This is a genomic window from Paenibacillus glucanolyticus (assembly GCF_037333485.1).
Lineage (GTDB): Bacteria > Bacillota > Bacilli > Paenibacillales > Paenibacillaceae > Paenibacillus_AQ > Paenibacillus_AQ glucanolyticus.
In genome coordinates, this window is sequence record NZ_CP147845.1 from 6,034,480 (window position 1) to 6,061,100 (window position 26,621).

The 26,621-nt window shown below is 50.2% G+C and carries 24 protein-coding genes; 2 read left to right on the forward strand and 22 right to left on the reverse strand.

What is annotated here, in order from left to right:
* Positions 1 to 25 precede the first annotated feature (25 nt).
* The 13 genes from WDY75_RS27930 to WDY75_RS27990 form a co-directional block, all read right to left on the reverse strand.
* Complete coding sequence (locus tag WDY75_RS27930) at positions 26 to 1,300, reverse strand: Gfo/Idh/MocA family protein (protein ID WP_063478464.1); 1,275 nt, start codon at positions 1,298 to 1,300, stop codon at positions 26 to 28.
* The gene (locus WDY75_RS27935; protein ID WP_063478463.1) at positions 1,293 to 3,413 is read right to left on the reverse strand and encodes an alpha/beta hydrolase family protein; all 2,121 of its coding nucleotides are present in this window, start codon (positions 3,411 to 3,413) and stop codon (positions 1,293 to 1,295) included. Before WDY75_RS27935 ends, WDY75_RS27930 begins: the two co-directional genes overlap by 8 nt.
* Positions 3,410 to 4,651 (reverse strand): Gfo/Idh/MocA family protein, encoded by a 1,242-nt coding sequence (locus tag WDY75_RS27940; protein WP_063478462.1) that lies wholly within the window; start codon positions 4,649 to 4,651, stop codon positions 3,410 to 3,412. The genes WDY75_RS27935 and WDY75_RS27940 overlap by 4 nt, the downstream gene beginning before the upstream one ends.
* Positions 4,652 to 4,667: 16 nt before the next feature.
* On the reverse strand, positions 4,668 to 5,498 hold the full coding sequence (locus WDY75_RS27945) for a carbohydrate ABC transporter permease (RefSeq protein ID WP_063478461.1): 831 nt from the start codon (positions 5,496 to 5,498) through the stop codon (positions 4,668 to 4,670).
* Positions 5,491 to 6,009, reverse strand: a complete 519-nt coding sequence (locus WDY75_RS27950; protein WP_231887990.1) for a carbohydrate ABC transporter permease — start codon at positions 6,007 to 6,009, stop codon at positions 5,491 to 5,493. The genes WDY75_RS27945 and WDY75_RS27950 overlap by 8 nt, the downstream gene beginning before the upstream one ends.
* On the reverse strand, positions 6,010 to 6,372 hold the full coding sequence (locus WDY75_RS27955) for a carbohydrate ABC transporter permease (protein WP_231887989.1): 363 nt from the start codon (positions 6,370 to 6,372) through the stop codon (positions 6,010 to 6,012).
* 80 nt (positions 6,373 to 6,452) lie between these two features.
* Complete coding sequence (locus WDY75_RS27960) at positions 6,453 to 7,766, reverse strand: ABC transporter substrate-binding protein (RefSeq protein WP_006207912.1); 1,314 nt, start codon at positions 7,764 to 7,766, stop codon at positions 6,453 to 6,455.
* 326 nt (positions 7,767 to 8,092) lie between these two features.
* Complete coding sequence (locus tag WDY75_RS27965; RefSeq protein ID WP_006207911.1) at positions 8,093 to 9,133, reverse strand: LacI family DNA-binding transcriptional regulator; 1,041 nt, start codon at positions 9,131 to 9,133, stop codon at positions 8,093 to 8,095.
* 194 nt (positions 9,134 to 9,327) lie between these two features.
* Positions 9,328 to 10,704, reverse strand: a complete 1,377-nt coding sequence (locus tag WDY75_RS27970; protein ID WP_063478460.1) for a glycoside hydrolase family 5 protein — start codon at positions 10,702 to 10,704, stop codon at positions 9,328 to 9,330.
* A 191-nt stretch (positions 10,705 to 10,895) separates the two neighbouring features.
* Positions 10,896 to 12,116, reverse strand: coding sequence for an asparaginase (locus tag WDY75_RS27975; protein WP_063478459.1), 1,221 nt, complete (start codon positions 12,114 to 12,116; stop codon positions 10,896 to 10,898).
* 576 nt (positions 12,117 to 12,692) lie between these two features.
* Positions 12,693 to 13,508, reverse strand: coding sequence for a hypothetical protein (locus WDY75_RS27980; protein ID WP_006207908.1), 816 nt, complete (start codon positions 13,506 to 13,508; stop codon positions 12,693 to 12,695).
* Complete coding sequence (locus WDY75_RS27985; RefSeq protein ID WP_006207907.1) at positions 13,498 to 14,040, reverse strand: RNA polymerase sigma factor; 543 nt, start codon at positions 14,038 to 14,040, stop codon at positions 13,498 to 13,500. Before WDY75_RS27985 ends, WDY75_RS27980 begins: the two co-directional genes overlap by 11 nt.
* A 154-nt stretch (positions 14,041 to 14,194) precedes the next feature.
* Positions 14,195 to 15,589 (reverse strand): MATE family efflux transporter, encoded by a 1,395-nt coding sequence (locus WDY75_RS27990; RefSeq protein WP_063478458.1) that lies wholly within the window; start codon positions 15,587 to 15,589, stop codon positions 14,195 to 14,197.
* 156 nt (positions 15,590 to 15,745) lie between these two features.
* Between WDY75_RS27990 and WDY75_RS27995 the strand changes: the two genes are divergently transcribed.
* Together WDY75_RS27995 and WDY75_RS28000 are read left to right on the forward strand one after the other, a co-directional pair.
* A complete protein-coding gene (locus WDY75_RS27995) occupies positions 15,746 to 16,615 on the forward strand; it encodes an AraC family transcriptional regulator (protein ID WP_036643905.1) in 870 nt (289 codons plus the stop codon).
* Between the two features lie 188 nt (positions 16,616 to 16,803).
* On the forward strand, positions 16,804 to 16,956 hold the full coding sequence (locus WDY75_RS28000) for a hypothetical protein (RefSeq protein WP_006207904.1): 153 nt from the start codon (positions 16,804 to 16,806) through the stop codon (positions 16,954 to 16,956).
* 117 nt (positions 16,957 to 17,073) lie between these two features.
* On the opposite strand, the gene WDY75_RS28005 is transcribed toward WDY75_RS28000, so the two are convergent.
* The 9 genes from WDY75_RS28005 to cspD form a co-directional block, all read right to left on the reverse strand.
* On the reverse strand, positions 17,074 to 17,625 hold the full coding sequence (locus tag WDY75_RS28005) for a hypothetical protein (RefSeq protein ID WP_063478457.1): 552 nt from the start codon (positions 17,623 to 17,625) through the stop codon (positions 17,074 to 17,076).
* A gap of 143 nt (positions 17,626 to 17,768) precedes the next feature.
* The gene (locus tag WDY75_RS28010) at positions 17,769 to 19,352 is read right to left on the reverse strand and encodes a response regulator (RefSeq protein WP_036643910.1); all 1,584 of its coding nucleotides are present in this window, start codon (positions 19,350 to 19,352) and stop codon (positions 17,769 to 17,771) included.
* On the reverse strand, positions 19,324 to 21,252 hold the full coding sequence (locus tag WDY75_RS28015; RefSeq protein ID WP_231887988.1) for a sensor histidine kinase: 1,929 nt from the start codon (positions 21,250 to 21,252) through the stop codon (positions 19,324 to 19,326). Before WDY75_RS28015 ends, WDY75_RS28010 begins: the two co-directional genes overlap by 29 nt.
* 191 nt (positions 21,253 to 21,443) lie before the next feature.
* Complete coding sequence (locus WDY75_RS28020; protein WP_006207900.1) at positions 21,444 to 23,108, reverse strand: extracellular solute-binding protein; 1,665 nt, start codon at positions 23,106 to 23,108, stop codon at positions 21,444 to 21,446.
* 135 nt (positions 23,109 to 23,243) lie between these two features.
* Positions 23,244 to 24,125, reverse strand: coding sequence for a carbohydrate ABC transporter permease (locus WDY75_RS28025; protein WP_006207899.1), 882 nt, complete (start codon positions 24,123 to 24,125; stop codon positions 23,244 to 23,246).
* Between the two features lie 22 nt (positions 24,126 to 24,147).
* Positions 24,148 to 25,143, reverse strand: a complete 996-nt coding sequence (locus tag WDY75_RS28030; protein ID WP_036643917.1) for an ABC transporter permease — start codon at positions 25,141 to 25,143, stop codon at positions 24,148 to 24,150.
* A gap of 304 nt (positions 25,144 to 25,447) precedes the next feature.
* Positions 25,448 to 25,621 carry a hypothetical protein gene (locus tag WDY75_RS28035; RefSeq protein WP_006207898.1) on the reverse strand — a complete coding sequence of 58 codons (174 nt, stop codon included), beginning with the start codon at positions 25,619 to 25,621 and terminating at the stop codon, positions 25,448 to 25,450.
* 190 nt (positions 25,622 to 25,811) lie between these two features.
* On the reverse strand, positions 25,812 to 26,048 hold the full coding sequence (locus WDY75_RS28040) for a cold-shock protein (protein ID WP_006207897.1): 237 nt from the start codon (positions 26,046 to 26,048) through the stop codon (positions 25,812 to 25,814).
* Positions 26,049 to 26,144: 96 nt separating this feature from the next.
* Entirely contained in the window at positions 26,145 to 26,345 is a 201-nt protein-coding gene (cspD, locus tag WDY75_RS28045; protein ID WP_006207896.1) for a cold-shock protein CspD, read from the reverse strand.
* Positions 26,346 to 26,621 lie beyond the last annotated feature (276 nt).

A 26,621-nucleotide genomic window follows, 5' to 3' on the forward strand; every position in this document is an offset into this window, starting at 1 on the left:
TAATTCCTCCTTGTTGTACAGAAATTCAAGCCAGAGCGCCGCTATGCAAAAATTCCTCCAGCCTCACCATGCGCTTCTCTACTCGGGAACGCTCGGCGGCAAACGCCATCAGGTGGCTCTGTATCGACGCCTTGGCCGAAGTGGAGCTGTCATGCTGGCCCTGGGACCCCACCGACTTCACAAAATCCTGGATCAAGCGCATATCCCCGCCGCCATGGCCTACATGGCCTTCCGGATCGACGAGTTGAATCACTTCCGACTTGCCGCTGCCAAAGCGGCGGATCTCGATTTCATTGGTCTCCATCGTGGCCCGAATCTCGCCTTCGGTACCCATAAGCTTGATCGTGCGGTTGCATTTTTCCGTGAATGCACTCATCGTGAACACGGCCGTAATGTCATGCTCGAACTCCATGCTGACCACCTGATGGTCCACGACATCGTTATCGCAATGATAGACGCACCGGCCAAAAGGCCCCTCCAGCATCGCTTGGTAACGGGCCTCATAACTTGGATCGTTGCTTGCCGCCTCGCCCTTCCAGCCTGCGTTCTCGATCAGATAGGTGTTCGGCGCATAATACTGGCATTCATGAGACACCGGACATCCGTCCAGGCAGCGCTTCGGCGCGCCGGGCGGAGCGGATTCCGGGCGAAAATGAGACAGATGGCCATAGGATGCCACACTCAGGCATTGGCCTCCGGCCAGCCATTGCATGATGTCGAGATCATGACAGGATTTCGCCAGAATCATCGGGCTGGAGGACTCGGTGTTATTGAAATATCCACGCACGTACGAGTGCGCCTGATGCCAGTAGCCGACGTTCTCATTATGCTGGATCGACATCAAACGGCCGATCCGTCCTTCATCGAGCAGCCGCTTAAGCTCCTGGAAAAAGGGGGCGTACCGAAGAACATGGCAGATCGTTAGCGTACGGTCATAGGCTTCCGCCTGCCGGCCCATATCGATGCATTCCTGCCATTCCGGCGACATCGGCTTCTCCAGCAGCACATGGTATCCCGCCGCCAACGCCTTCATGGTCGGCTCATAATGATCCCGATCCCTTGTGCAGATAAAGACGGCATCCGATTGCCGCGGCCTTGCAAACAGCTCATCCCAGCTCGTAAAGCATCGCTCATCGGCCAGCCCGAACTTGGCCTGGCAGCGGCTTCGCCGCACCTCATCCGGATCGGCAACCGCCACAATCCGCATCTCATCCGGCCGCTGGAGTGCATAACTGCTATAGATCATGCCCCGGAGTCCGGCTCCGATCAGTGTGACGGTCAGTGGTTTTGATTTACTCATGTCCTTCCACTTCCTTTCTCTCTCGTTGCCCGCGGTCATCGCCCTGCGGTTCGTTTAGCTCGGGAAGATCAAGCACCTTCAACATGCCGGGAAACACAACGCTCATCGCTCCCTCTTCCTCAAGCTGCCGTGCACTGGCCAACTTCGAGATGCTGCTCAAAGAGTCAACGGCCTTAACCTGTCCAATCCCCGGATCGATCACAGCCGCAAGCTGCACGTAAAGCCCTTCCCGTCCCACGGCATAGAACGGGATGACTCCTCCCTGCCATTCATCAAAGTGCGAGACGGCTTCTACACATCGAAGTACATCGAACGTGCGCAGTGCGGCCAGGCTATCCCCGAGCCAGATCAGATCATCGGCCAGCTTATGCAGCACCCCGAAATAGGAATGTGCAGGCTTTCCGTATATCGGATAAGGCTCATGGGGACCGACCCCGGACGTATTCAGCACCAGTACAGCGCAGCCGGATCGACACGTCTCCTGAATCCATTCCCAGTGCTCCTTCAATCGGCGGGTCCCTCCCCGCCAAACAGCAACGGTCAACGGCTGTTTTCGCCCGACTGCACCCCCGGCAAGTCGGAATACATAACCGCTGTTCATGATGCCTTCCTGCGACCACCACAGACGGTAATCGGCCTCAAGACCCTCCACCACGCCTAGCCGGATCACGCGCGGATTCAATTCGCAAGGCTTGCGGAAAGCGTAGATCCTCTCCTGCAGCCACTTCCTTGCTTGATCCTGTCTTTGCTGCGTGGGCAGCAAGGACCGCGCCTGGGCCAGTCGATCGCAGCGATCCTCATTGAAATTCCTGATCGATCTTGCATCCGCATAATCCCGGTACACCTGACCGCTGGAGCAGCACCACAGATTTTCCGACGGCAATGCCTCTATCTTCATTTCATAAGCTGCATTCACCCTCACCTGAAGATGCTGAACAAAAAATGCTGCCGCGGCCTCTGCCAATCGGTCCGTATAGCGATGCGTGGAGGCATCGGTCACAAGCTGCACATGGTCTGGGTGACCCAGCAGCTCCCAGAAACGCCGGCTGCGATCAACGGTACGCCGCGTACCTTCAATCGGGAAGAAATCATATTCCACCGCCAGCACAAGCAGCGGCTTCGGCGCAAAAGCGATGAGCAGATCCTCATGGTCATAACCAAGTCTGGTTAATCCCGGCCATACCTGCTCGGCATCCTGCACGCCCCCGGCATGCATATACAGCTGCCGGTTCATGATGAAGGTGGCGGGAGCTGCCGCCGCAATGCGTTCATCGCAGACCATCATCATGGCCGTCTGGGTTCCGCCGCCGGAGTTTCCCGTTACGCCAATCCTTGCCTCATCCACCTCAGGCCGCTCGCACAAATAATCCACGGCCCGCATGGCATCATGAACGAAATAGCGTGCAATGCTGTCTCCGAGCCAGTGACACTGAAACCCGCATTGCTGATGCTCTTGCGTGCCCCAAATGCGGCTCCCTTCCTTCTCCTCCGAGTTACAGAAGCTAAGGCGCTCTCCCTGTCCTATCGGATCGATAGCCATCACAATCAGGCCCGCCCGGACAAATTGCTGGATGACACGCTGATAATAAGCGTTGTGCTTGCCTTCGAACTCGTGACCGCTCAGGAAGAGGATGGCCGCGGACCGCTCCTCCCGATGATCGGGCAGGTACAGATTCGAGGTGACATAATATCCCGGACTGGACTCAAACACGACTTTCTCTACCTGAAAGCCAGCCCCACGAGTCACACCGGTCGTGCGCCCCTTAAGGAAGGGATCCGATCTGACACCTGACGCTTCACCGAACCCCCTCGCCGTCCGGATCGAACGTCCCTTAAGCGGAGCGCTGTCAAGCGATTTATCCTCCCCGGTTGTCGGCCCTTCCTCCGTTTCCGGATTCGCAGAGACATCGGGGAGCCCGCCGATGGACCTCAGGAAAGCCTCCCTGATCTCCACCTGTCGCACTCTTGCCGCCTCGGGCGTGACGATGGCATCCCGCATGGCGTCCCCGGCTGCAAATGCAGCATCGGAGCGGTCAAATACATGCGTCTTCAACTGATCCCGTGTGTCATATAAAGTACAGATATACTGCTCCAGTTCCTGCACGCTGTTCATCTCAACGAGCTCCCATTAACGAAATTCGGTGATATATCCGGGAGCGTAAGGGCCCTGCCTTCGGCAATGGAGCGGTTGGCCGTAGCGCCGATCAGAAGGGATTCCGCGCCTACCGAGCTATCCGCTTGCTGCCCCAGCGGGTCGTCAATTCCCCCTTCAAACAGCGCCTTGCGCAGCTTCGCATCACCGCCACCATGACCGGCGGCCGAGGTATTAACCTCTACAACCTCCTCGGAGCCATCGGTTCGGTAAATATGAATCCTGCTTGCTTCCACTTGCTTCATATCCGCATTACTGTATATATTTGAGACTTCAATTCGCCCTTTACTGCCGTTGATTGCGGCGCGCCATCCCTCATACGGGCTGTACGCGACCAGGGAATAGGTAAGCATCGCATCATTGTCATACCGGACGTTGACCGACATCGTATCGTAAATATCGATCCGGCTGTCAAACAGGCAGCGGTCCCGAATATATCCGTCCTCTTCTTCAGCCTGATGATAGTATTGTTCAATGAACGGGTCCTTCTCAATATCCATATAGAACTCGCAATCGGCTTTCCGGTGACAGGTCAGACACCTTGCTCCATGCTCCTGCCGATCGTCACCATACACCCGTCTCGTTCCGAAAGCATGCACTTCAGCGGGACGGCTGTCCATCCACCAGTTCATGATGTCAAAGTGATGCGTGGACTTGTGCACCAGCAGTCCGCCGCTGTTCTTCATCTCGGCATGCCATCTGCGGAAGTAATCCGCTCCATGCCTTCGGTCCAGAAACCACTCCAGATCCATATGGTAGATCTCGCCGATCGCCCCTTGAAGCAGCAGTTCCTTCACGGCTGCAAAATATGGCGCAAACCGCAGGTTGAAGGTGACCGTCACCTTCTTGCCGCTCGCCTGCTCCGCTTGCAGAATTTCACGGCATTTGTCTTCATCAATCGTCATCGGCTTCTCGCTGATGACATCACACCCGGCGCTCAAAGCTTGCACGATATAAGTGTGGTGCGTATAATCCGTACTCGCCACGATGACCACATCCGGCTTCGCAGCCGCGATCATCTCGTGGAAATCGTCATATACGGGAATTCCTCCACACTCCTCGCTAAGAAGGCGCGCCCGCAGCGGATTGGCATCATATACGCCTTCAAAGGCCGCGATGTGACTCCAGTCCGTTACCATCGGCTTAGCAAACATATACAGCGCTCTGGATCCAGCGCCGACCAGCACGTACTTCTTCATGTCGTAAGTTCCTCCTTCAGCCCTTCATCCCTGTCGAAGCGATACCCTGAACAAATTGCTTCTGCGCGAACAGATAAACCAAGACAACAGGCAGTGTCGTAATGACGGCCCCTGCCATCAGCAGCGCTTGGTTGACATTCTCCGATTTCAGGTAGAGCAAGCCGAGCGGTAATGTATATAATTCCTTGTCTTGCAAGTAAATCAAGGGTCCCAGCGTGTTGTTCCACGCGCCCATGAAGGTGAATACCCCCAGCGCAGCCAGTGCCGGCTTGCACAGCGGCAGATAGATTTTGAAGAATATGCCCGGAGGGCTGCAGCCATCAATCGTAGCCGATTCATACAGCTCTTTAGGCAAGGACTTGATGAACTGGTGCATCAGGAAAATACCGAACGCCCCGCCCAGAAAGCTGGGCACAATCAAAGGGTAATACGAGTTCAATGCGCCAAATTCTTTCCAGATGAAATAGGTTGGAATCATCGTCACTTGAGACGGTATCATCAAGGTTGCCAGCATGATCATATAGATGAGACCCCGCAGACGGAAGGTGAACATCGCAAGCCCAAAGGCCACAAATGCGCTGGAGACCAAGGAACCCACCATCTCGATCGAAACGATGAAAAAACTGTTCATGGTGTAACGACCGAAGTCGATTTTGTTCCATATCGTCATATAGTTATCCCAATTCATCGGATTCGGGATTAACTGCGGCGGCATCTGCGAAATGGCGCCTACCGTTTTCAGCGACGTAGACAACATCCATATGAATGGGAACACCATGAACACCGAACCAACGATCAGCAGCAGGTACATAAGCACCTTAAGTAAGGGGTGAGTGGTCTTAGTCATAGTGCACCCACTTCTTCTCGAAATACTTCTGGAACAGGGTGAAGACTAGAATGATGACAAACAGCAGCCACGCCGTGGCGGATGCAGGGCCCATTTTGAAGAGCAGGAACGCATCCCGGTACACCAGCAGATTCGGAACCATATTCCGTTCCGGGATCCCCGTGGTGATGGACCCGAACAAACCGAGGAACACATCAAATGCCTGAAACGCCGATATGGTCGACAAAATCATCACGAGATACACCATCGGCGTTACCATCGGGAACACAACCTTCGTCAGCTGCTTCCAGCCATTGGCGCCGTCGATTTGCGAGGCTTCCAGCACCTCCTTCGGAACATTTTGCATGCCTGCCAGAATCATGATCATGGATTGTCCTACACCCTTCCAGACCTGAACGATTGCGATGCTGGAGATCACCATCAGCCAATTACTGCTATCAATCCATTTCACAGGGTCGAGCCCCATGGATTCCAGTGCCCAGTTGATGACACCGTATTGGTAGTTGAACATTCATACCCATACCACGCCACCGGCGATCCACGGGGTTACGACGGGCAGGAAGTAGAACAGGCGGAACAATCCCTTGGCCCGAATGGCCTGATTCAGCATAAAGGCGATCACAAACGCCATGATTGTCTGAATCGGTACGAAAATGAGCGCAAACACAAATACATTTCGGATGGACACCCAGAACTCATGTTTGTTCAAGACGCGAACCCAGTTGTCCAGCCCGATCCATCTTGGCGCGTTAAACAAATCCCACTCCGTGAAGGAAATATACGTGGAGAACACAATCGGAAATAAGAGGAATACCACGACGTTAACGACAAATGGCAATGTGAATATATAGCCCCAGTATCCTTGTTTCTGCATGACACACCTACCTTTCGATAGCGGGAAAGAGGTGCAATCCGCTACTTCGTCAAGACTGCACCGGCTCTGATCCCATGAAGCTATTTACTGGAGTCCAACACTTCCTGAACCTTGGTATGAATATCTTTCGCGCCGTCCTCAACTGAAACATTGCCTACCATGATTTCATTGACCACCTGCTGCACCAGAATGCGCCATTCGCTCCAGGTAGCATTTTCATCCAAGGTAACGCCGCCTTCATCAATGCCGTCCGTGAAAGCTGCCTTGTTCAGCGGTTTCGTTGTACTGTCCTTCAATTGATCCAACGCTGACTTCTTCACAGGCAATGTGGAACCCGTCTTGACGATCATGTCCTGTACTTCGTCGCTGAGGTAATATTTCAGGAACTCCCAGGCAGCACCCTTGGATTCCTGCTTCGCTCTGGAGGAGACAAGCCAGGTGTTGGCTACCATCGGAACATAACGCTTGCCGTCAACGCCTTTCGGAATTTTGACAACATCCCAGTTCGTATCCGCAAAGCTCTCGTTCATATTCACCTGCAAACTGTATTGGAGGAAATACATCGCCGCCTTGCCGCTTGCAAATACTTCGAGCTCGCCGCCGTTCGCTTTCAGAAAGTCGATGTCCGCAAAATATCCCTGGTCCAGCCCATCGTACAACTGCTGCAGCCCGGTTGCAGTCTTGGGGTCGTCAAACCGCGATTTCGTCAAGGTATCATCCAGTGCGGATCCGCCTGCCTGCTTGATCCAAGGGAACCATCCGTTGGTTATGGAGAACGATCCGATAAATCCGAATTGACTCGTTCTGTCTCCTTCCTTGACCGTCAGTGCCTTGGAGGCTTCGATCAGATCGTTATAGGTCCAGTCATCCGTCGGCACCGCGACGCCAGCTTTCTCGAAAACATCCTGGTTATACGCGAGTGCAATCGGATTAATGCCATGAGGCACACCCCAGACCTTGCCGTCGGGTGCCTTGGCCGAGAACAAACCGTCGATATATTCGTCTGCCTTCAGATCCGCTTCAATGTAGGAGGATAGATCCTCTGCTACACCGCGCTGTCCGTAGCTAAGTATGGTAGCGTTCTCTTGGAACCAGACATCCGGCATCGTGTTGCCTGCGATTTGTGTGGCGATCTTGGATGTGAAGTCCCCCCACGGCGCTTCTTGAATTTCAACGTTAATGTGCGGATGGGAGGTTATAAATCCATCGATAATTTCCTTGCTCGTCACCTCGTAGCTTCCAGGCAGCCCAATCTTCAGGGTCACTTTCTCTTTATTGTCTGTTGATTGATCAGGTGATGCCTCCCCATCGGTTGACCCGCCGGATGAGGAGCATGCGCTGAAAATCATCATAAACGCCAGCATCAGGGAGATCGCACTAAACTTCTTCGACATTGAAAACCCTCCTTTTTTTGTTTAAAAATAGGATTGCGTGTTTTCTGCTCCAGCTCATTCCAAATGTTTTAAAATTTATAGTAATCGATTTCTGTCCGAGTATAGCATGGAAGCCCTTTCTTGAATAGAGTTTTCTATTATCTAAATAATGATTTTTATTTCACAAGTCCGAGGTCAGGCTTTGTATAAGGTATTACGAGGTTTATTAGGCATAGTTTTCCACATGTTGTTACTGAATGGGATCAAGTCATTATTCAGTAATCGATATCTTTTTAACGCAAAAAATAAAGCCCGAGCAATACCTGCTCAGGCTTTATTCCGCTGCATCATTTCCCCTCGCCCCGGATATCCCGGATCGACTTTCTCTCCAGCAGCTTAGGTTGAAGCATCACGTCAAACATCGGGCTGTCATCGCCCTGCATCATATCCAGCAGCATTTTGCAGGCCATCTTCCCCATCTCATAATCTGGCTGCTTAATCGTCGTGAGCGGCGGATGAATCATCTGTCCCACGTCGATGCCGTCAAACCCCATAACCGAAACCTGCTCCGGCACCTGAATATCGCGCTGGGACAGCTCGTTGATCACACCGAAGGCCATCATGTCATTGCATGCAAAAATCGCCGTCGGCTGCGGCGAGTGCTCCAGCAATTTCTGCGTCAGCTGCTTGCCGGTATCGAATTCGGTGATGGCATTGTACACTTCCTCAGTCTGAGACTCGACCACCAGCGGCTTCAAACCCGCGTCCTTCATGGCCGACATGTAACCCTGGTGAATGCTTCGGCGGCTAGGACGATCCAGCTTGGAAGTAACATAACCAATGCGTTCATGCCCCTTCTCCTGCAGATGCTTGGTCGCCAGGTAGCCTGCTTTATGGTAGTCGAACTCAATCTGATTGACGTTGTCCTCATCGATCTTCTGGTCAATTGCGATGACATTCAAGCCAAGCTTCATCAATTGTGTCAGTTGACTCTTGTCCTTGGAAATCGAGGAGATAATCAAGCCCTTGACCTGTTTCTCCATGATCGTCCTTAAATATTCATCCTCCAGCGCAGGATCTTGCAAGGAATTGCACACGATAACGGTAAAGTTATTCTGCCGGGCTACCTCTTCGATCCCGAAAATGACGGAAGAATAAAACGGATTCACAATAGAAGGAATGATGACTCCGATCGTATTGCTGCTATTCTTCTTCAGCTGTTTACCCAGCATATTCGGGATATAATTGGATTCCTTCGCGATTTGCTGGATACGCTCCTTAAGCTCCTTGCTGACAGGATAGCTGCTGTTGCTCAACACGCGTGAAACCGTCGCCGAAGAAACGTTTGCCATCTTGGCTATATCATGTATCGTGGTCGGCTTCTTCATAGTATCCCTCACTTGTAGTAATCGTTTACTATAGTAAAGTATACAAATAGCTGACATAGAAAGCAATAGAAGCTGGAGGACTTTCGTTTGCCCATCAACTTACTCAGTCAAGCGGCAGCAGACTGATAAATTGAAATGGCGGTACAAGGATTACCCTGAGCACCGCCATTTCTCTATTTAACATTTTTCGGCAACTACTGCTTATCAAGTCCCTCTTTCAGAGCATCCCACATCGGACTGTCGATCTCTATTCGAGGCGGCTGCTCTCCCTTTTCAATTGCCTCCCAGTACTTCCAATTCGGCTTTTTATCTCCCATCTCGTAATCCATCCCGTCCCAAGTGTCTTCTCTGAATGCGTAGAACGCCCAATGCCAGCCATATTCGTTAAATATGGATATCAAATCGGCTAGATATTGATCTGCTCCGGTTACCATCCGGTTAATCCCGAACTCCTCGGCAATAATCCGATTGGCAGGAACGTTATGTTCAGCCGCCCATTTGGCAACGGGCTCCAGAAATTGTTTTAAAGTTTCTTTGTTGAATTCCTTTTCTGTTTGCTGTTCTCCAACCTTCACTTTTCCCGGATATTCAATTGCAAGGCCCTTTTTCTTGTTCTGACTTGTCAGTTCATAAGGCTCATACATATGGAAAGCGTATAACACGTTATCATCCTGCACCGGCTTCAAATATTGGAATGCCCACGGCGTGGCATATAGGCCCGAATTTAAAATAATGGGTGTGTCGGAATCCACCGTTCGAATGGCCTTGACGATAGTATCGTACAGCTTGTTCAAGTCTGCGGCTGTGCCCTCAACCCCCTTATACCATTCGGCATAATCCTCAGTCCAGAAATCGTGAAAGCCCGTCGCCGTTTCGGGATGCGGCTCGTTGATCAGATTGTAACCAATCACCGCCGGGTGATCCTTCAATCGGCTTGCAAGATCTCTCCAGAAAAGTGCTGCTTGTTCATGATAAGTTTCATCTTCCCATATCCGATCATCGTTCTTCTTGTTATTAAACTGCCTCCAGCGGTCTCCCGGGAGACTGAGGACAGTCAGCACTACTTTGGAGCCGCGAGCTTCAGCCGCATCCAGATCGCCCTTTAATTTAGCAAAATCCTCCTCCACCAAACCTTCATATTGATCTGCATTCCCGATAAGGAAGTCACGGTTCGGCTTCAAGTCCGGCTGGTCATTAAACAGAAAATCACGGTCCTTGGCCCATTTGTCCGGGGCAAGCCGAATAAACTCGATATTGCGTTCCTTGGCGGCTTCGTAATTCTCCGGCAGCGATTCGGAGTTCATAAAGTTTGTCCCTTTGCGCTGCTGGTTCCAAAATGTAATTTTGCCCTTGGGCTCCTCTTGTATTTGCCCAGATCCATTCTCCCCATTTACCGGGGGCTTGGTGTTAGGAGCGGGTTCACCGCATCCGGCTACGAGCATTACAATGGATGCCAGGAGGAGCAGCCGGGAGGCTCTCCAGCGCCTCTTCACCCGGTGCCTTACCGCACTTTGGGAACTAACGCGTTGCGAAATACCTCCTGCGTTTCTTTTTTTGAATTGTATTTTCATATCATCACCTCAGAACCTACTCTAACCCCGGTTTGTTACACGAATGTGACAATCCATCATGCCCATTGGTCTTACTGCTGTCTGCATGCACAAAAAAAGACCGCCAGGGTATCCCTGGCGGCAAAATATATGGTGGAGGAAGGAACTTCATCGTTCAGTAGGAATAAGGAGCAGCTAAAAAATGACTGAGATTACACTTCAGGCGTTCCGTAAGTTGCAAACCAGCCTTTGATGGTATTGAAATCATCTGTAAAGGACAGGGAGAGCTGCAGCAGCACACGCGCTTGTTGAGGACTCAGGTTGTCACCTGAAATGATGCCTTCCCCGCCGCCGTATACGCTACCGGAGCCTGTCCGGGTCGTTGTTACGAAAACCACCCCCTTCTCGATCGCTTCTTTACGGGCCGCACTCATCTCTCTCGAGATACCGCCTGCGCCGGTACCGGAAGTGACGATGCCTTTTGCTCCGTCGGCAACAAAGCCTTTAATCGCGCCGCCGCCAGCTTCCTGATAGGAAACCGCAATCTCAACCTTCGCCAAATCCGCTTTCGTGATTTTGCTCAGGTCAAATACCGGCTTCCCTTCTCCCTCTGCCTTCATTGCACGAAGCGGGGCACGATATATCCGGATATTCTCATCATCGATATATCCGACTGCGCCGAGCATCGGCGTTTCGAAAGTGTCGGTGCGGTAGTCATTGGTTTTGGTTACGCCGCGCGCCAGATGGATCGTATCATTCAGCATGAGCACGGTACCGAAGGATTCTGTGCGGCCGCTTCCGGCAAGCTTGATGGCATTGTACAGATTCGCTTGGGCATCGGAACCGATAACCGTCCAAGGTCTCATGGAGCCTGTAATCACCACAGGCTTATCGCTTTGCACGGTCAGATCAAGGAAGTACGCAATCTCTTCCATCGTATCTGTTCCCGTTGTGACAACAACGCTGTCATACCCCTTCAGGGCTTGGTCGACGGTCTGGGATAGATCATACAAATCCGCCATCGTATAGGCGCTGGATCCGGAGTTGCCGAACTGGAGAGTGCTGATATCCGCAATCTTGTCCGTGTTCGGGAGTTCACCCACCATGTCTTCAATCTTCAGCGTACCCGCCCGGTAAGATTGGAAGCTAGTGGCATCTGTCGATTGACCTGCCAATGTCCCGCCTGTCGCAACTACCAGAACGTTAGGTTTCGCCGACTGCTTGGAAGCTTGCGATAATGGAGGAACCGTCGTATTTCTCCCAGGCGCTGCAGGGGTCTGTGCAGGGGCTGGTGTACTAACCGTTCCCTTGACTTCCGTCACCGCAGCAGCGTGCGCCGCATAACTTCCGATCGGGGATAAGGAAATAACAAAAGCAGTTATTGCAGCGGTACTCCAGACGGCTATGGGACGTTTTGACTTTGGTTTCATCATTGCACTCTCCTTTGATGTAAGGTTATGTCATATTAACTGACTCAATAATATGTATTCGTTAGCGTTATTCTATTTAATGTTAGTTAATATAACAAAATTGACATGTAATAGAAAAAGCGTTTACAAATAGAGATATGAAACGATATTCTTATATTTTTAGCCATTTTCAACAAATTGAAAATATTAAATCCCAAGATTCGGGAGGGCTTCTTTTTATATATAAACCTTATCAATGTGTTATATAACATTACATATAAGGTGATGTATTTATCATTGAATAAAAAAAAGGATAGCCCACACCATCCGGTTGGACTATCCTTTTGCAACTCACTCTTTATCCATGTTAATCCGACAACATCGCAGGTTTGCTTCATTCAGCGAATACGCTTCGGCCTCAATCTGCCTGCCCCGGTTTCTCCATAGCCCCTTCCTGTGTCATCCGATACACCCTTATTCAAGTCCTTGCACGGAAGTGTCAACCGGAGGCTCTGCCAAAGGCGGTTTCATTGCTGCATCCTCCCATAACAAGGGCTGACACTGACGCTATCAACATCATTCTAATTTTATTCATAATCCTTACTCTTTATCGTCCTTTGTATTTGTATTCGAGGTAATATGGAACTCTTCCATCATGTTCCGGAAACGTACGCCGAAGCCTTCCGAGGCCTCCAGGAAATACTGCTGCTTCACAACAAAGCTGCCGCCCTGCCCGTTATCAAAAACATAATACCGCACTACCGGATCGTCCCACTCTTTACCGCCGGTTCCGCCAATGGCACGCACTTCCCAGCCTTGAACCGGTTCCTCGACCAGATTCGACTCTACCTTCGGATAGTCTTGCAGCTCACCCTGGATTCGCTCCGCTGCAGCTTTAGGGTCGATGCCCTCCTGCGAGATTTCCATGAACACTTCCGGATAGCGGCCATCCGTCGGCTTCTCCTTCAATTCAATGCGGTCAACGTCCGCTCCATGAACCATCTTAAACCGGCTCTCATCTATATAAATCACGTAATCCGCACCCTCATGCAAGGAATCCACACTCGTTTCCGGCATCCCTTCAAGCTCCTGCTCCACCGTTTTCTCTGGAGCAAACCATTCCTTCACCTGATCGATAAAAGCCTGGACAGGCACCGTCTGAAAACTGACGGCAAACACGATCGCTGCTGCGGCTGCGGTTCCCACGATCCAGCCGGCAGCTCTTCGCCGAGGCCGGCGCCTTACCTTCGACTCGCGCGGAGTGAATGGCGCTTCGGATTCGGCCTTTTGCGGCGCAGGCTCACTATGAATACGCTCTTTAATCGACGTCCATATCTCATCTTTATATTGCATCGCATCATCCGTACCCTTCTCTAAGCTGTCTTTAAGCTGTTTATCCAATGGATCACGTCCCATGCTGATTCCCTCCCCTTTTTTGCAGCATCCATTCCTTTAACTTCTTTCTTGCTCTGAACAATCTGGATTTCACCGTGTTGACGTTCAGCTCCATCATGTCGGCAATATCCTTCTCGGCAAAATCATTCAAATATTTCAGAATCACCGGGATCCGATGCTCGTCATCAAGCCGCTGTACCATCTCGTATACCTCACCATGCCGGTCGAAATCGTAGGTGTCGGTTTCCGAAGGAAGATCCCGCTCCTCCGAAATCTCGGAGGGCACCATCCTCGAATGTTTCTTCAAATACCGGTTGCACTCGTTATAGAGAATCCGGTTGAACCACGGATCGAAGGGCCTGCTCAAATCATAGGATCCCAGATTGCGGTAAACCCGGATAAAGGTTTCCTGGACCACATCGGCAGCGCTTGCCGCACTTCCGGTTACCGCCGTTGCCGTGCGAATCGCCCGATCCGCATATAACCGGTATAGCTCTTCAAAACCTTCATCGCTGTATTCTGTTTTTAGTCGTTGTATAAGGTCGTGTACCAAACCGTGTTTCCCTCCTTCCACTTGGCCAATCACTTATAATACCCTGCCATGTCGGAGAAAAGTTTTCGATATTTATTTTTTTAGTATCTCACAAAAAAAGAATACCTCGATGCCGCACGGCCGAAGTATCCTTTATCAATATTATACCCTGAAATTACACCTGTGCCGGTATCGGCTCGATTGGGATCGTGTGATGGTTCATCGGCTCTGCCTGCTGCTCTGCCTTGCGCAGGTACTTCTGATTGCGCCAGCGGAAGTAAGACAGCGCACCTCTCAGATATTCGTCAGCGATCATGCACGAATATATACCGATCAGTCCCCAGCCCATATGAACGCCGAGCACGTAGGACAGCACCGTGGCGACCAGCCACATCGAGCCAAGGGAAATATACATCGTGAACCTCGTATCGCCCACAGCATTGAGTGAGTTGCCTAGTGCCATGTTGAGCATTTTGCCCGGCTGAAGAATCAGGTTCATGCCCAGCAGAGAGGCCCCGATTGCGATGATGGTCTGATCATTGGTAAACATGCCAAGCAGCTGCTTGCCGAATACAAACAAGATAAAGCCGTTAACAACAACATAAATCGTGCCGAAGCCCAGCGCGCGGTAGGCGCTTCGGTAGGCCTCCTTCGTACGTCCTGCCCCGAACAGATGGGCAATTTGAATTTGGGCGGCCATCGCGATGGACGAGCCAAGCAGGAAGCAGAAGGATTCGAGTGTATTCATATACGTGCGGGCAGCGAGCTCCGCAGCGCCAAGCGTAGCAATGAAGGTGTAAATGATGAGCTGCGAGAACACCCAGCAGGACATATTCACCCCGAGCGGCCAGCCGATTTTTAATACCTCGCCAAACAGCGGACGGTCAAACACTCGGAATTCTCTCCACTTGACCCGGTATTCAAACGAACGCAGGAATATATAGAGCAGCAGCAGCACAGCAAGCAGACGGCTGACCACCGTCGAAATTGCCACACCGGTTAGCCCCCACTGCGGGAAGCCAAAGGCCCCAAAAATAAAGCCGTAGTTCATAATCACGTGGATAATGTTCATCCCAATGGCTACGTACATGGGGGCTCGGGTGTTCCCGGTATTGCGAATGACGGTGCTCATCGTCGCCATCATGGCAATCAGCACCATGCCGCCCCCAACAATCGAGATATAGGTGCCGGCAAGTGGAAGCAGGTTCTCCGGCAATTGAAGCACAGCGGCAATCTGCTCCGGCACAGCAAATAAGATCACGCTGCATACGATGCCGATTAAGGTAGTCACACTTAGTGCCATAATCGCGATCGTTCGGGCATCCCCTGATTTGCTGGAGCCGATTTTTTGCGCAATGAGGATACCGGCACCGCTGGCAACTGTCATAAACAGCGTTGTCATCGCCTGAAAGAGCTGATTGGAGAAGCCTACCACCGCAACCGCGTCATCAGATATACGGCTAACCATCAATGTATCGACTGCTCCAAGCAGAAACTGCAGGAACAGCTCAATAAATATAGGCCACGCAAGGACCCATAGTGTAAATTTGCTTGTGTTTTTATCCAACATTCCAACCTCCACCCATGATGTAAGGGTTAAACACAATTCATGATAAAACGGTCTTTAACCTTCTCAAATTATAGATGGTATACTGGAGTTATAATATCATTTTCCGAACGAAAAATATAAAAATTCAAACCTCGAGGATCACGAAAGGGCTTTCCTATGACCATCCTGAATTTCACCGTTCCGCCGCTTCCGGAATATATCAATAGCGGTCTCACCCGGGCTCCCATCCATGGTGGACATCCCAACCGCAAGAACATCGGCATTTTCGATCTGCTCGTTGTCATGAAGGGTCGGCTTGATGTTACAGAGAATGGCAATCCCTATGAGATCAAACCGGGCATGTATCTCATCCTGCGGCCCGATACGCATCATTTTGGTACAAACGGATGTACCGAAGAGACCGATTATTACTGGCTCCATTTCCAGACCTCCGGGGACTGGCATGCCGACGAGACCGTCCAGGCGCCAAGAAAAGAGGAGGTGCCGGAGCTGAAAGCGATGGCGCCGAACTATTTTACCGTCAAAATCCCCCAGTTCGGCACCCTGCCTCAACCGGAGAAAGCCATGGAGCTTCTGGCAACCATGTCCTCGCTGGTTCAGTACGGCCATCAGGCCAAATTTTTATGGCGGCAGCAGGTGGTTTTTCAAGAGCTCATTGAACAGCTGGCCGCCGCACTCGATACGCCGGTATCCTCGCCTTCGTCCGCTTGCGCCGAACGGGCCGCAGCTTATTTGCGGAAGCATTATCGTGAGGAATTCAAGGTGCAGGAGCTTGGTGACCGCATCAACTTTCACCCTGTGTATATTGCGCGCTGCATGCAGAAGGAATTCGGCTGCTCGCCTGTTGAATATTTGCAGCGCTACCGGATCGAGCAAGCCAAGATGCTGCTGATGCAGACGGATTTCAATATCAGTCGTATCGCAGAGGAGGTCGGATTCAACCATGCGGCCTACTTTACCTCCTGCTTCACGAAGCAGGAAGGCATATCTCCGCGGAAATATAGACAGCGGTTCTTTATGAATTAAAATCATTTTCGACAAATTCGAGAAAGTGACTTGCATCCCGTGCGGGAAGTCTTTATAATGAGAATTAGCCACATGATAATGATTATCATTACCGGACAAGTGAGAATGTGTTGAGAATCTATGCAACACTTGAGGTTACACCTGTTTCGCTTGGAGAGTCTATAGATAAAAGGAGAGCCGATTGACTTATGAAAACGACTTCCCGCCGCTGTTCTCTGCAAATGGATGACTATCTGGACCTGCTGAATCTCGCCATCCAGCTCGGAGACGTGAAATGGCAGAAAGAAATCACCCGCAAAATGGAAATGACGCTGTCCATGCTGGAAACAGCCGCCCAGTAAATATAGAAGACACAAGGATTACATAATCCTGTATATAGGAAAGACACCCATCGCTAATTCCAGGCATGAACCAGGAACCCCGATAAGGTGTCTTTTTTTGCTATGTATGAATGCCTTCTACTTGACCGAATAACCATGAAGATCTTGCTCCAAACGTTTGTTAAGCGCTACCAATCCATCGTAATTGGAGATATTCAGCGTCACCTCGGCACCCTCCTGCGACTCTGGTACATAGTATACCTCGCTCATAAGGGAGAGCAGCGCTTCCGAATCCCGCATGATGAGAGCGTACTTATCCTCGTCAGCTTCCAGGAAACGACCGTTCTCTGCGTAGCTGTCCCGAATGCTATCCGACAAGGCCAGCATCTTCTCCGCAATCGGGTTTAACAATGAAGAATGGACAGCCTTATCCGCCGTCCTGGAGTATGCTTCAATCGCCGCAAGCTTCAATCGAACCTCCGCCAGGCGCGCTTCATGAAGCGGCATCGACTTCAGCTCCAGGATGTCGGTATAGTGGCTCCATATTTGAGCAAGAGACGTCCCCAATACGCTTTGCAGGGTCATTCTCGCCCCCTGCTCCATCCTCTTCTGATGCTCAAGCACAACAACGGTACATACAACAATTAAGGCTATAATCCATACCCAGACCCATTTGGCCGATTTCGACATGACACACCTCCAACTCTATTTATTTTACCATAAAAAGGATAAAGCAAGAGGTTGGATATCTCCTCTCACTTAAAACATCCCGCCATTTTCCAAGCGCAGAAAACGGCAGGATGATAAGGGATGCACAGGAAATGGCAGCCAGGCTATCCCTGCTGCAGCCCGGCATCCGTCTGAACCTTAATCCGGAATTCATGCGGCGAGATCCCTTCAAGCTCCTTGAACACACGTGAGAATTGCTTGATGTTCTCAAACCCGACGGCTTTGCCTATGTCTGTAAGCTTCAGTGTCCCATCCTGGATTAGATCTTTGGCCTTGGCAATCCGCAGCTTCTTGAGAAAGACCACAAAGTTCTCGCCCGTATGAGCCTTGAACGCTTCACTGAAATAGGAATAATTCAAAGAAACATGATTGCTGACCATCGCCATATTAAGCGGTCTATGGAAATTCTCCTCCATGTAACTCACAGCGGCTTTGATCTCGGAATGCTCGCTGTGGGCGGAGCGGATGCCCTTGATGTATTCATTCACGTTAAGCAGCAGATGCTCCAGATTTCTGAAATACGCGTGAAAATGACGGTAATTGTCCATCGTGCCTACCTTGCGGTACAGCTTCAATACCTCCACCATAGACTCCCCGTAAATTCGAAACACTTCATCCAGTACCTGTTCATTAATCCGCTTGCTGACCTGCTCCAAATAATCAATGGCTACATGCGGCATATCCTCGATATGAAAAATATCCAGCAGCAGCGCCTTGATCTCACGCTCGCGTTCTGTACCCAGCATATTGCCCAGCTTGCGGATATCCTCCTCCGGCACCGGATAGGTATGCAGCGCTCCCTGAATATCGTCATGACTCATCAACTTAACGTTAGGATGTATGAACGTATAATTCATCGCGGTCAGGGCTTGCTTGTAGCAAGCCCGGATATCTTCCACTCGGAAACCCTCGCAGCTGATCCCTACGAAGAGCCCGTCCATCTCTCGCTCGGTAAACTGCCGTGCAAGCTCCTCGAATAAACCGTCCGGGCTCCCGATCAGCACAACCTTTCCTGTGCCGTCCAGGAAGCAAGCACTGATTCGCCCTTCGACAGAAGCCATTATATGATCAATCAGTTGCTTGAGCTCATTCTTGTTCATGGCATTGCCGTCTTCATACTTATACTTCATCACTGCAAGTCGGAACGGCTTCATAAACGTATCAAAGCCGATCTCTTTCGCCGCAGCTTCCATATCCTTGAGGGAACCTTCCGGCTGCTCTAACAGCTCCTTCAGGCGATGGGCCTGCAGCTGCTGAAAATACACCTCGCTGGCCGCCATTCGTTTATGCACATCCGCCTGCCAGAGCAACGCTTCTTCCGTCTTTCTCAGCGCGGCGAACAGTTCATCCCGGCGGATCGGCTTAAGCAAATACTCCTTCACCTGATACCGGATCGCTGCCTTCGCATATTCAAAATCATCATAACCACTTAAGATTAGCACGATGGGCTTAACCCCCAGTGTGCTCTCCAGCTCAGTAAATGCCTCAATCAGGCGAATCCCGTCCATGACCGGCATCCGGATGTCTGTAATTACGATATCGGCCGGCTGCTCATGAAAGGAATCCAGCGCTTCCTGTCCCTGTGCAGCTATCCGGATATCGTATTGATCCGGGAACTCCCGTTCAATCATCATTTTCAGTCCATGCCGGATATTCTTCTCATCGTCTACGATCATCAGACTTCTCATGTCCACTGCCTCCTCCTGTTAAAAGAACCTTAGGGAACGTCATGGTCACCTGCGTGAATATTCCTTCTTCGCTCTTCACTTCGAGTCCATAATCGTTTCCGTAGAACAACCGGATTCGCTGGTGCACATTCCGAAGTCCGATTCCTCCAGCCTGTGCCCCTCCCCTTCCGTAGTCCCCGGATGGAAGGTCTTCATTGTCAACCGTGCGCAGACTCTCACCCAGCCTGCCCAGTCGATACGGCTCAATACCGATCCCGTTATCCGTTACGTTAATCGTAATTCGGTCCTCTTCCCATGCAATCACGTTGATCTTAATCCGTTTCTCCTGATCCAGCGCCTCTGGCCAGGCATGCTTGACGGCATTCTCCACAATCGGCTGCAGTGACATCTTCAGCACCTCAAGCTCCATAAACTCAGACGGTATGTTAAGCTCAAGCCATATCGGTTCATCAAAACGGATATTCATCACATCAATATAATTGCGGATATGACGGATCTCATCCCTCAGCTTCACGTACTCTCCCGACCACTTAAAGTTGTAGCGCATCATCCCGCCGAGCGAGGTCAGCGCGTCCGAGATCGTCCGCTGCCCTTCAATTTCCGCCAGCATCTTAATATTCTCAAGTGTATTGTACAGAAAGTGGGAGTCAATCTGACTATGCAGCGTCCGAAGCTCTGCCTCCTTGGTCACCGCTTGCTTCCTTACCCCTTGGGCAATCAGTTCGTTAATGGTTCGGATTAATTTGTTAAAATGATGCGCCAGCTCTCCAACCTCGCCGCCGCCCTGTATGGTCAGGCCCGCAGTGACTTCCCCTTTGCGGACTCTTTTCATTGCCTCCGTTAAACGCCTCAAACTCTTCAGGATGATGGAATTCATGTAGTACGTAATGATCGACAGCAGAATGATCAGCAGGATATTGGCTGCTATAATCTGCCCCTGGGCTTTGGATACGTTATTCAGAGCCCCTTCCAGCGACACGACATTCAGCACGTAAGCATGAAGCCGCTCCACCGGCGTTGCAATCAGCAAGAACGAGGAACCATTCACGCTGAATTGCGCATGCACCGTTTTTTCCAGATCATCGGCCTGCTGCCTCAGGTTAGCGAATTGGACCTCGACCTCTTCCCGCAAGCCCTCATGGCCGGTCATGAACGATTGGCTTCTGTCCATGAACAGCTGCCCCTCCTGATCTACGATCATCATCTGTGAGCTTTCATCCAGGATACCGGCAAAGGTCTTCGGAGCAAAGTACTTGAGCAGCATGTCAACCTGGACCACTCCGCTGTAACTCCCGAGATGGACCTGACGGATCAAAGATACCTTTGGCAATTCCTCGGACACATCCGCTGCGTAACGCTGTAAAATATCAGGGTCACGGTGGTTGAACACCCATAGTTCCCCACCGTTTAATTCCTTGATTTTAGAAAACCAGGGCTCACCGACAATCCGGTTCTCCTGAAATATAATAGGCCACATCTCCGTAACGTTCGGATTATCCGTAAATAAACGAAGGTGGGTAATGTTAGGGTTGTTCGTCTGAATTCGCTGCATGTCCTTAAATGGCCCCCAAGCCAACTCAATCAGCCATGCCGGTTCGGGTTCTTCACTCAACCGCAGATACTCCTTGATTCCATCATCCGAAATCGACAGCTGTGCAGCCATTTCGATCGCCTCAATCTGGTTAAGCATGTTCATCTTCTCGATCTCCAGCAGGAATGAGTTCTGGTTCAGCGCATCGCTAATATAGGTCTCCCGAATCTGCTTGAAAAAATAGTTCGATACGATGATGCTCGGAATGAGCAGAATCAATATATAGGCCGCAACCAGACGGCTCTGCATGGACCTGCGGCCAAACCAATAAGTAAACGATTGAATAAGCGATGCCATTCGTTTCACCATGACTGTCACATCCCGTTTTATGTAATGAACATACCCTAATCCAGAATGGACAAGGACAACAGCATCAGCCGATCGGATACAAATCCTATATTATCTCGTGATGCGACAAAAGGCACCCTATTTCGACAAAATCGAGGATAGGGTACCTAAAGCCTTCATTCTGTTCATCTACCAGATCGTAAACGAAATCCTTATTGCAGGAATTCCTCAAGCTTCTTCACGTTCTCTTCGTATTCTTTCTGTCTGTATTCATGCACTTTGGCAAATCCGAGCGATTCGCGTTTTTCCAAATAACCGTTCCAAATCTGATCAAACTCGGCATCGGTTTTGGCAAAGATCAGTTTCGGCAGTATTTTACCCCACTCGTTCATGACCTTGTCATTTATAATGCCTTCCTCAGAACTTGCATCCGGGTCCAATTGGTCAAATTGCGAGAAGCTTTCCGTTTTGCCGCGTGTCCAGTCTTCCAGCTGCTTGAACGGCTCTACAGCCGGAGGTGCCCAAGCAGGCGTAATATTGGTATCCATCAGCATCCAGAAGGTATGGGATGCTCCGTACTTCTTGTCGAACGCTCCGCGGTCGCTGTTCAGCAGCTGCGCAACTTCAGGTAGGAACTGGTCTTTGCCGTCAATCGTATCCCATGTTACGCCTTTTTCGCCAAGGTAGGTGTCACGCTGTCCTTCTTCGGAGATCAGGTAATCCAGGAAGCGGATGGCACGTGCTTTGTCCTTTACGTTCTTGGAGATCAATGTAACCGTCCAGCCGGAAATCGATGGACCGGACAGGGTCGGCTGATCCAGATTGGAGTTGGCCGGTCCGTCAACCGCGATGTACACGGAGTTCGGATCATTAGCAAACAGCGCGTTCTGCTGGTTCGCCATATCACTGCGCTGGTAGAGCATCGCGAAGTAACGGCCCTGTGCCATTTTCTCTTCCATTTGCGGACGTTTATCCACAAAGATATCTTTGGACATCAGTCCCTTTTCATTAGCAAGACGCAGGGTCTTGAGCCATTTTACATATTCCGGATCTGTCGTGCGGTCATTCAGCTTTCCGTCTTTATCCTGTGGAATGGCCAGAAAGTTCTGCAGGTAGCCTTCCAACGAGCTGTTGCCTTTTTCATGGAAATCATGCAGACCAAACGGAATGAGCGGCTGCCCGTTCACATCCGGGAACATTTTCTTGGCGTCCTCAAGCGCTTTCAGGAAACCTTCCGGTGTGCGCATCTCCGGGCTTCCAAGCGCCTCATACATGTCTTTACGTACCAGGAACGTTTGGTTCGACGTGATGTTGTCGCCAAACTTCTCATAGTCCTTCGGTGATGAGGAAGCATTCGGATAACCGTAGATGTTGCCGTCATCCTTCGTGTACCATGACACTTTTGCAGGGTCGGATACTTTATAGAAATACGGATCATACTGATCGGCCAATTCGTTCAGAGGCAGGACCAGATCGCCTTCAATCATTTTTTTGACAGCGTCTTCATACCATCCCAGCGTAATAAAATCGGGCAAGGTACCGGATGCAATCATCGTATTCATCTTCTCGGCTTCGTTCCCCGCCGGTACGATCAGGTTAAGATTCACCCCGGTCTTCTTGGTTACGTATTGGGAAGTAATATCCTCGCCCCATTTGTTCGGGAACCAGGCAAAGTTGATGTACCAGTCAAACGTAATCGGTGAAGTGTCAACTTGCCACCCCGGCTGATCCTGAGTCAGTTTCACTTCTTCTGCCGGTTTTTCCTCCTCTTTTTCCGACGCGCTATTATCACCGCCGGACGAGCATGCTGTTGTAAAGGCCATGACCAGTGCGAACATCAACAACAGAAGGCTCTTTGGCTTAAGCATCTTGCTCATGTGTTTTCCCCTTTTCTTATTTAAAAATATGATTATATAGAACTCCCGCCGGATGTGGCAAGAGAAGCTACCGCCTGTATCTCTCTCTCCTCCCGGATTTCTCCGGAAGATGGGAGAGGAAAGCTGAACACCGACTTATCCCTTAATGGAACCAATCATCATCCCTTTGACGAAGTACCGCTGCAGGAACGGATATACGAATACAATAGGCGCAGTGGTCACCACCATGGTCGCCATTTTGATTGATTGCGATGTGACCGTCTTGGCAACACCGCCCGGAACCTGGGCCATCATCTGGTTGGAGCTGGATTGAGCCACAACCTTATACAAATACGTCTGGATCGGCTGCAAATCCGTATTGTTAATGTAGATAACCCCGGTGAAATAATCGTTCCACTGGAACACCCCATGAAAAAGTGCGATCGTCGCGATAACCGGCATAGACACTGGCAGCACCACCCGGAGGAAGATCGACCAGTCGTTGGCTCCGTCAATCTTCGCAGCCTCCTCCAGACCGTCCGGGATTTCCCGGAAGAACGTCATGAAGATGATGAGATCGAAGAAGCTGAACATTGCCGGAATGATGTATACCAGGAAGCTGTCCAGCATGTTTAAGTCCTTGATCAGCAGATAGGTAGGAATGAGGCCCCCGCCAAAGAACATGGTCACCGTTCCCATCAGAATATACAACTTGCCGCCAATCAAGCCTTTGCGGGAGAAAGCATACGCAACCATTGCCGTGAAGAGGACGTGGATCAACACGCCGATCACGGTTTTGGCCACGGTAATTCCCATGGCAGTCATGATGCCGGAGCTCTGAAACACCGCGCTGAAATTCTCGAAGCTGAATACCCGTGGCCACCAGTAGATACCTCCGCGCATGGCATCCTGCCCGTCGTTGAAGGCATTCACCAGCACGTACCAGATCGGGTATATCGTCAAAAAGCATACAATCAACATGCCAAAGTTGTTGAATATATCGAAGAAGGCTTCGCCTTTGGTTCTGCGTTTAAGCATGGAATTTCCGTCTCCCTTCCCGTTAGAATAGTGATGTGTCGTTCAGCTTTTTGGTAACCTGGTTCGCGATCAGCAGCAGGATAATGGCAATGACGGACTTGAAGAGTGCGACCGCTTGCGCGTAGGAGTAACGTCCGTTCTGCATCCCGGTGTGGTACACGAAAATATCGATTACGTTACTCGCGCTTTCATTAAGCGAGTTCCGCAGCACCAAAATCTGATCGAAGTTGGAATTGAGCACACCACCGACCGCCAGAATGAAAAGAATGGAGATGGTCGATTTGATACTTGGAAGCGTAATGTACCACATCTTCTGGAACCGTCCTGCACCGTCAATCGTGGATGCCTCGTACATTTCAGGAGAAATGCTGGCGATGGCTGCCAGATAAATAATCGCAGACCAACCAAGCTCCTTCCATATATCCGAGGTGATGATGATTCCCCAGAAATATTTCGGTTCGGCCAGATACGTGATCGGCGCATCAATGATATTCAGAGCCAGCAAGATATTGTTGATAATTCCGATGTCGGCAAGCCAGGTCATCAGAATGCCGCCCAGTATAACCCATGACAAGAAGTGAGGAAGATAAGAGATCGTCTGGATTGTTCTCTTGTAGCGAACAGACCGAATCTCATTCAGGAAAAGCGCAAAGATAATCGGAAGCGGAAAACCGATGAACAGCTTCAGCAAGCTGATGCCGAGTGTGTTCCGCATGACGTTCGTAAAGTCCTCGTCCGAGAAAAACTCCTTAAAATGCTCCAGCCCAACCCATGGGGCCTCGCCAATGGACTTCACAATGTTGAATTCTTTAAATGCGATGATGACACCGTACATGGGAATGTAGTTAAAGATGATCATCCACACAATGCCGAGCAGTGCCATAATTTGAAGATGCCGTTGACCGTAGAGCTTTCGGAGCCATCTTTTTCTATCAAGTTTCTTCTGATCCTGCGCAGAAGGTTCCCTCGATGGACCGACACCGGTTTCGGAAACGTCGGCATGAAGTTGATTTTGCATGGTTATGACCTCCAAGTTGATCCTATCAGATTGAAAACCCTTACATTCTCTATGTTTCTATTGTAGATCGTACTTTCCCTGCATGTAAGGTTTCAGATTTCGTTTCAAGGGGCTCATTTTTCGGGTAAACTCCCTCGATGAGAGCCCTTGTCCTCCCCATAACACAAAAAAAGGCATGAACAGCAGCTTCAAGAGCTGTCATTCATGCCTCAATCCTGCAAATGAATCCTGCTATCCGTGATCTAACCGATCACGTCAGCAGCATTATCCGCTTTTTTCCAACGTATATCAAACGGTTTCCCAGTTAATCCTCTTTGTTTTCCTCACGCTGTTCCTGTTTACTCTCGTGTTCCTGTTGATACTTCTCACGCATCAGCTTCTGCATGATGAATTTCTCCTGATCGTTCAAGCCGCCTTGGTTCTCCTGAATGATCATGTTGTCGATGTTTCGCTTCAGTACCTCGGTTTGCGTGTTCAATACATTTCACTCCTTTGAATTTTGCGACCCCTATGCTGCGAAATCACTCTGAGCTCAGAATGTTAAGGGTACACATATTACTAACCATTCTCCTTCCAATGAAACAGAAATAGACGGATTTACCATAAAATCCGAAGGTAGCTTCAAGAAGAATTCGTATTTGCCCAGCGCTTTCTCTAGGTATTAGCTGCTATTTGCGTTCGATCTGAATCCCCTTAGCCAGAGATTTCTGTTGTTTATTGGTATTAACAAGCTGCGGCAGACTTCTCGATTCCTTGACCATAGGGGAATGACACAAATGGCATACCGGTTCCGTGTCGAACGCAAAATCGTCCCGCATCCACCCTTTGCAGTCTTCCTTTGTGCATGCCCAAACTTCCGTTATTTCTTCAGGAATACTCTCCATCGAGTTTTTACGCGAATACATGAACGCTCCTCCTTATTTTCGTCTTAGAAAACAGAAACGCCGTATAAAAGAAAACTGCCCTTAATGTCTCACATTAAGGGCAGTTTTCAATTGTAATTACAATTTAACAACGTTCTCAGCTTGTGGTCCACGGTTTCCTTCAACAATGTTGAATTCAACGCGTTGGCCTTCGTCAAGCGTTTTGAAGCCGTCGCCTTGGATCGCGCTGAAGTGAACGAATACATCGTTACCGCCTTCAACTTCGATGAAACCAAAGCCCTTTTCAGCATTAAACCATTTAACAGTTCCTGTTTGCATGGGGGAATCCTCCTTGATATATATTTACATGACCTTTTTTCTTCGCAGACGGAATAAAAAAATTCACATATTGCACAAGGTTACCAGAAATGACAACCCTCTACAATATGTGAATTCAGGTCGATTTCGATATTCATATCTTAACACATCTGGCCGCCGATAGCAAATACCAAACCAAAAGATTCTGCGTAAAATTATAAGCTGCCTTATTCGGCATCATTCCGATTAACCACAGCGAGGCATATACAACTCCCGGCATATGCCGGGAGCCATATA

Excerpts from the sequence above, each read along its gene's own strand:
- WDY75_RS27930 (WP_063478464.1), bottom strand. The coding sequence starts at position 1,300 with ATGAGTAAATCAAAACCACTGACCGTCACACTGATCGGAGCCGGACTC.
- WDY75_RS27935 (WP_063478463.1), bottom strand. The coding sequence starts at position 3,413 with ATGAACAGCGTGCAGGAACTGGAGCAGTATATCTGTACTTTATATGAC.
- WDY75_RS27940 (WP_063478462.1), bottom strand. The coding sequence starts at position 4,651 with ATGAAGAAGTACGTGCTGGTCGGCGCTGGATCCAGAGCGCTGTATATG.
- WDY75_RS27945 (WP_063478461.1), bottom strand. The coding sequence starts at position 5,498 with ATGACTAAGACCACTCACCCCTTACTTAAGGTGCTTATGTACCTGCTG.
- WDY75_RS27950 (WP_231887990.1), bottom strand. The coding sequence starts at position 6,009 with ATGTTCAACTACCAATACGGTGTCATCAACTGGGCACTGGAATCCATG.
- WDY75_RS27955 (WP_231887989.1), bottom strand. The coding sequence starts at position 6,372 with ATGCAGAAACAAGGATACTGGGGCTATATATTCACATTGCCATTTGTC.
- WDY75_RS27960 (WP_006207912.1), bottom strand. The coding sequence starts at position 7,766 with ATGTCGAAGAAGTTTAGTGCGATCTCCCTGATGCTGGCGTTTATGATG.
- WDY75_RS27965 (WP_006207911.1), bottom strand. The coding sequence starts at position 9,133 with ATGAAGAAGCCGACCACGATACATGATATAGCCAAGATGGCAAACGTT.
- WDY75_RS27970 (WP_063478460.1), bottom strand. The coding sequence starts at position 10,704 with ATGAAAATACAATTCAAAAAAAGAAACGCAGGAGGTATTTCGCAACGC.
- WDY75_RS27975 (WP_063478459.1), bottom strand. The coding sequence starts at position 12,116 with ATGATGAAACCAAAGTCAAAACGTCCCATAGCCGTCTGGAGTACCGCT.
- WDY75_RS27980 (WP_006207908.1), bottom strand. The coding sequence starts at position 13,508 with ATGGGACGTGATCCATTGGATAAACAGCTTAAAGACAGCTTAGAGAAG.
- WDY75_RS27990 (WP_063478458.1), bottom strand. The coding sequence starts at position 15,589 with ATGTTGGATAAAAACACAAGCAAATTTACACTATGGGTCCTTGCGTGG.
- WDY75_RS27995 (WP_036643905.1), top strand. The coding sequence starts at position 15,746 with ATGACCATCCTGAATTTCACCGTTCCGCCGCTTCCGGAATATATCAAT.
- WDY75_RS28000 (WP_006207904.1), top strand. The coding sequence starts at position 16,804 with ATGAAAACGACTTCCCGCCGCTGTTCTCTGCAAATGGATGACTATCTG.
- WDY75_RS28005 (WP_063478457.1), bottom strand. The coding sequence starts at position 17,625 with ATGTCGAAATCGGCCAAATGGGTCTGGGTATGGATTATAGCCTTAATT.
- WDY75_RS28010 (WP_036643910.1), bottom strand. The coding sequence starts at position 19,352 with ATGAGAAGTCTGATGATCGTAGACGATGAGAAGAATATCCGGCATGGA.
- WDY75_RS28015 (WP_231887988.1), bottom strand. The coding sequence starts at position 21,252 with ATGGTGAAACGAATGGCATCGCTTATTCAATCGTTTACTTATTGGTTT.
- WDY75_RS28020 (WP_006207900.1), bottom strand. The coding sequence starts at position 23,108 with ATGAGCAAGATGCTTAAGCCAAAGAGCCTTCTGTTGTTGATGTTCGCA.
- WDY75_RS28025 (WP_006207899.1), bottom strand. The coding sequence starts at position 24,125 with ATGCTTAAACGCAGAACCAAAGGCGAAGCCTTCTTCGATATATTCAAC.
- WDY75_RS28030 (WP_036643917.1), bottom strand. The coding sequence starts at position 25,143 with ATGCAAAATCAACTTCATGCCGACGTTTCCGAAACCGGTGTCGGTCCA.
- WDY75_RS28040 (WP_006207897.1), bottom strand. The coding sequence starts at position 26,048 with ATGTATTCGCGTAAAAACTCGATGGAGAGTATTCCTGAAGAAATAACG.
- cspD (WP_006207896.1), bottom strand. The coding sequence starts at position 26,345 with ATGCAAACAGGAACTGTTAAATGGTTTAATGCTGAAAAGGGCTTTGGT.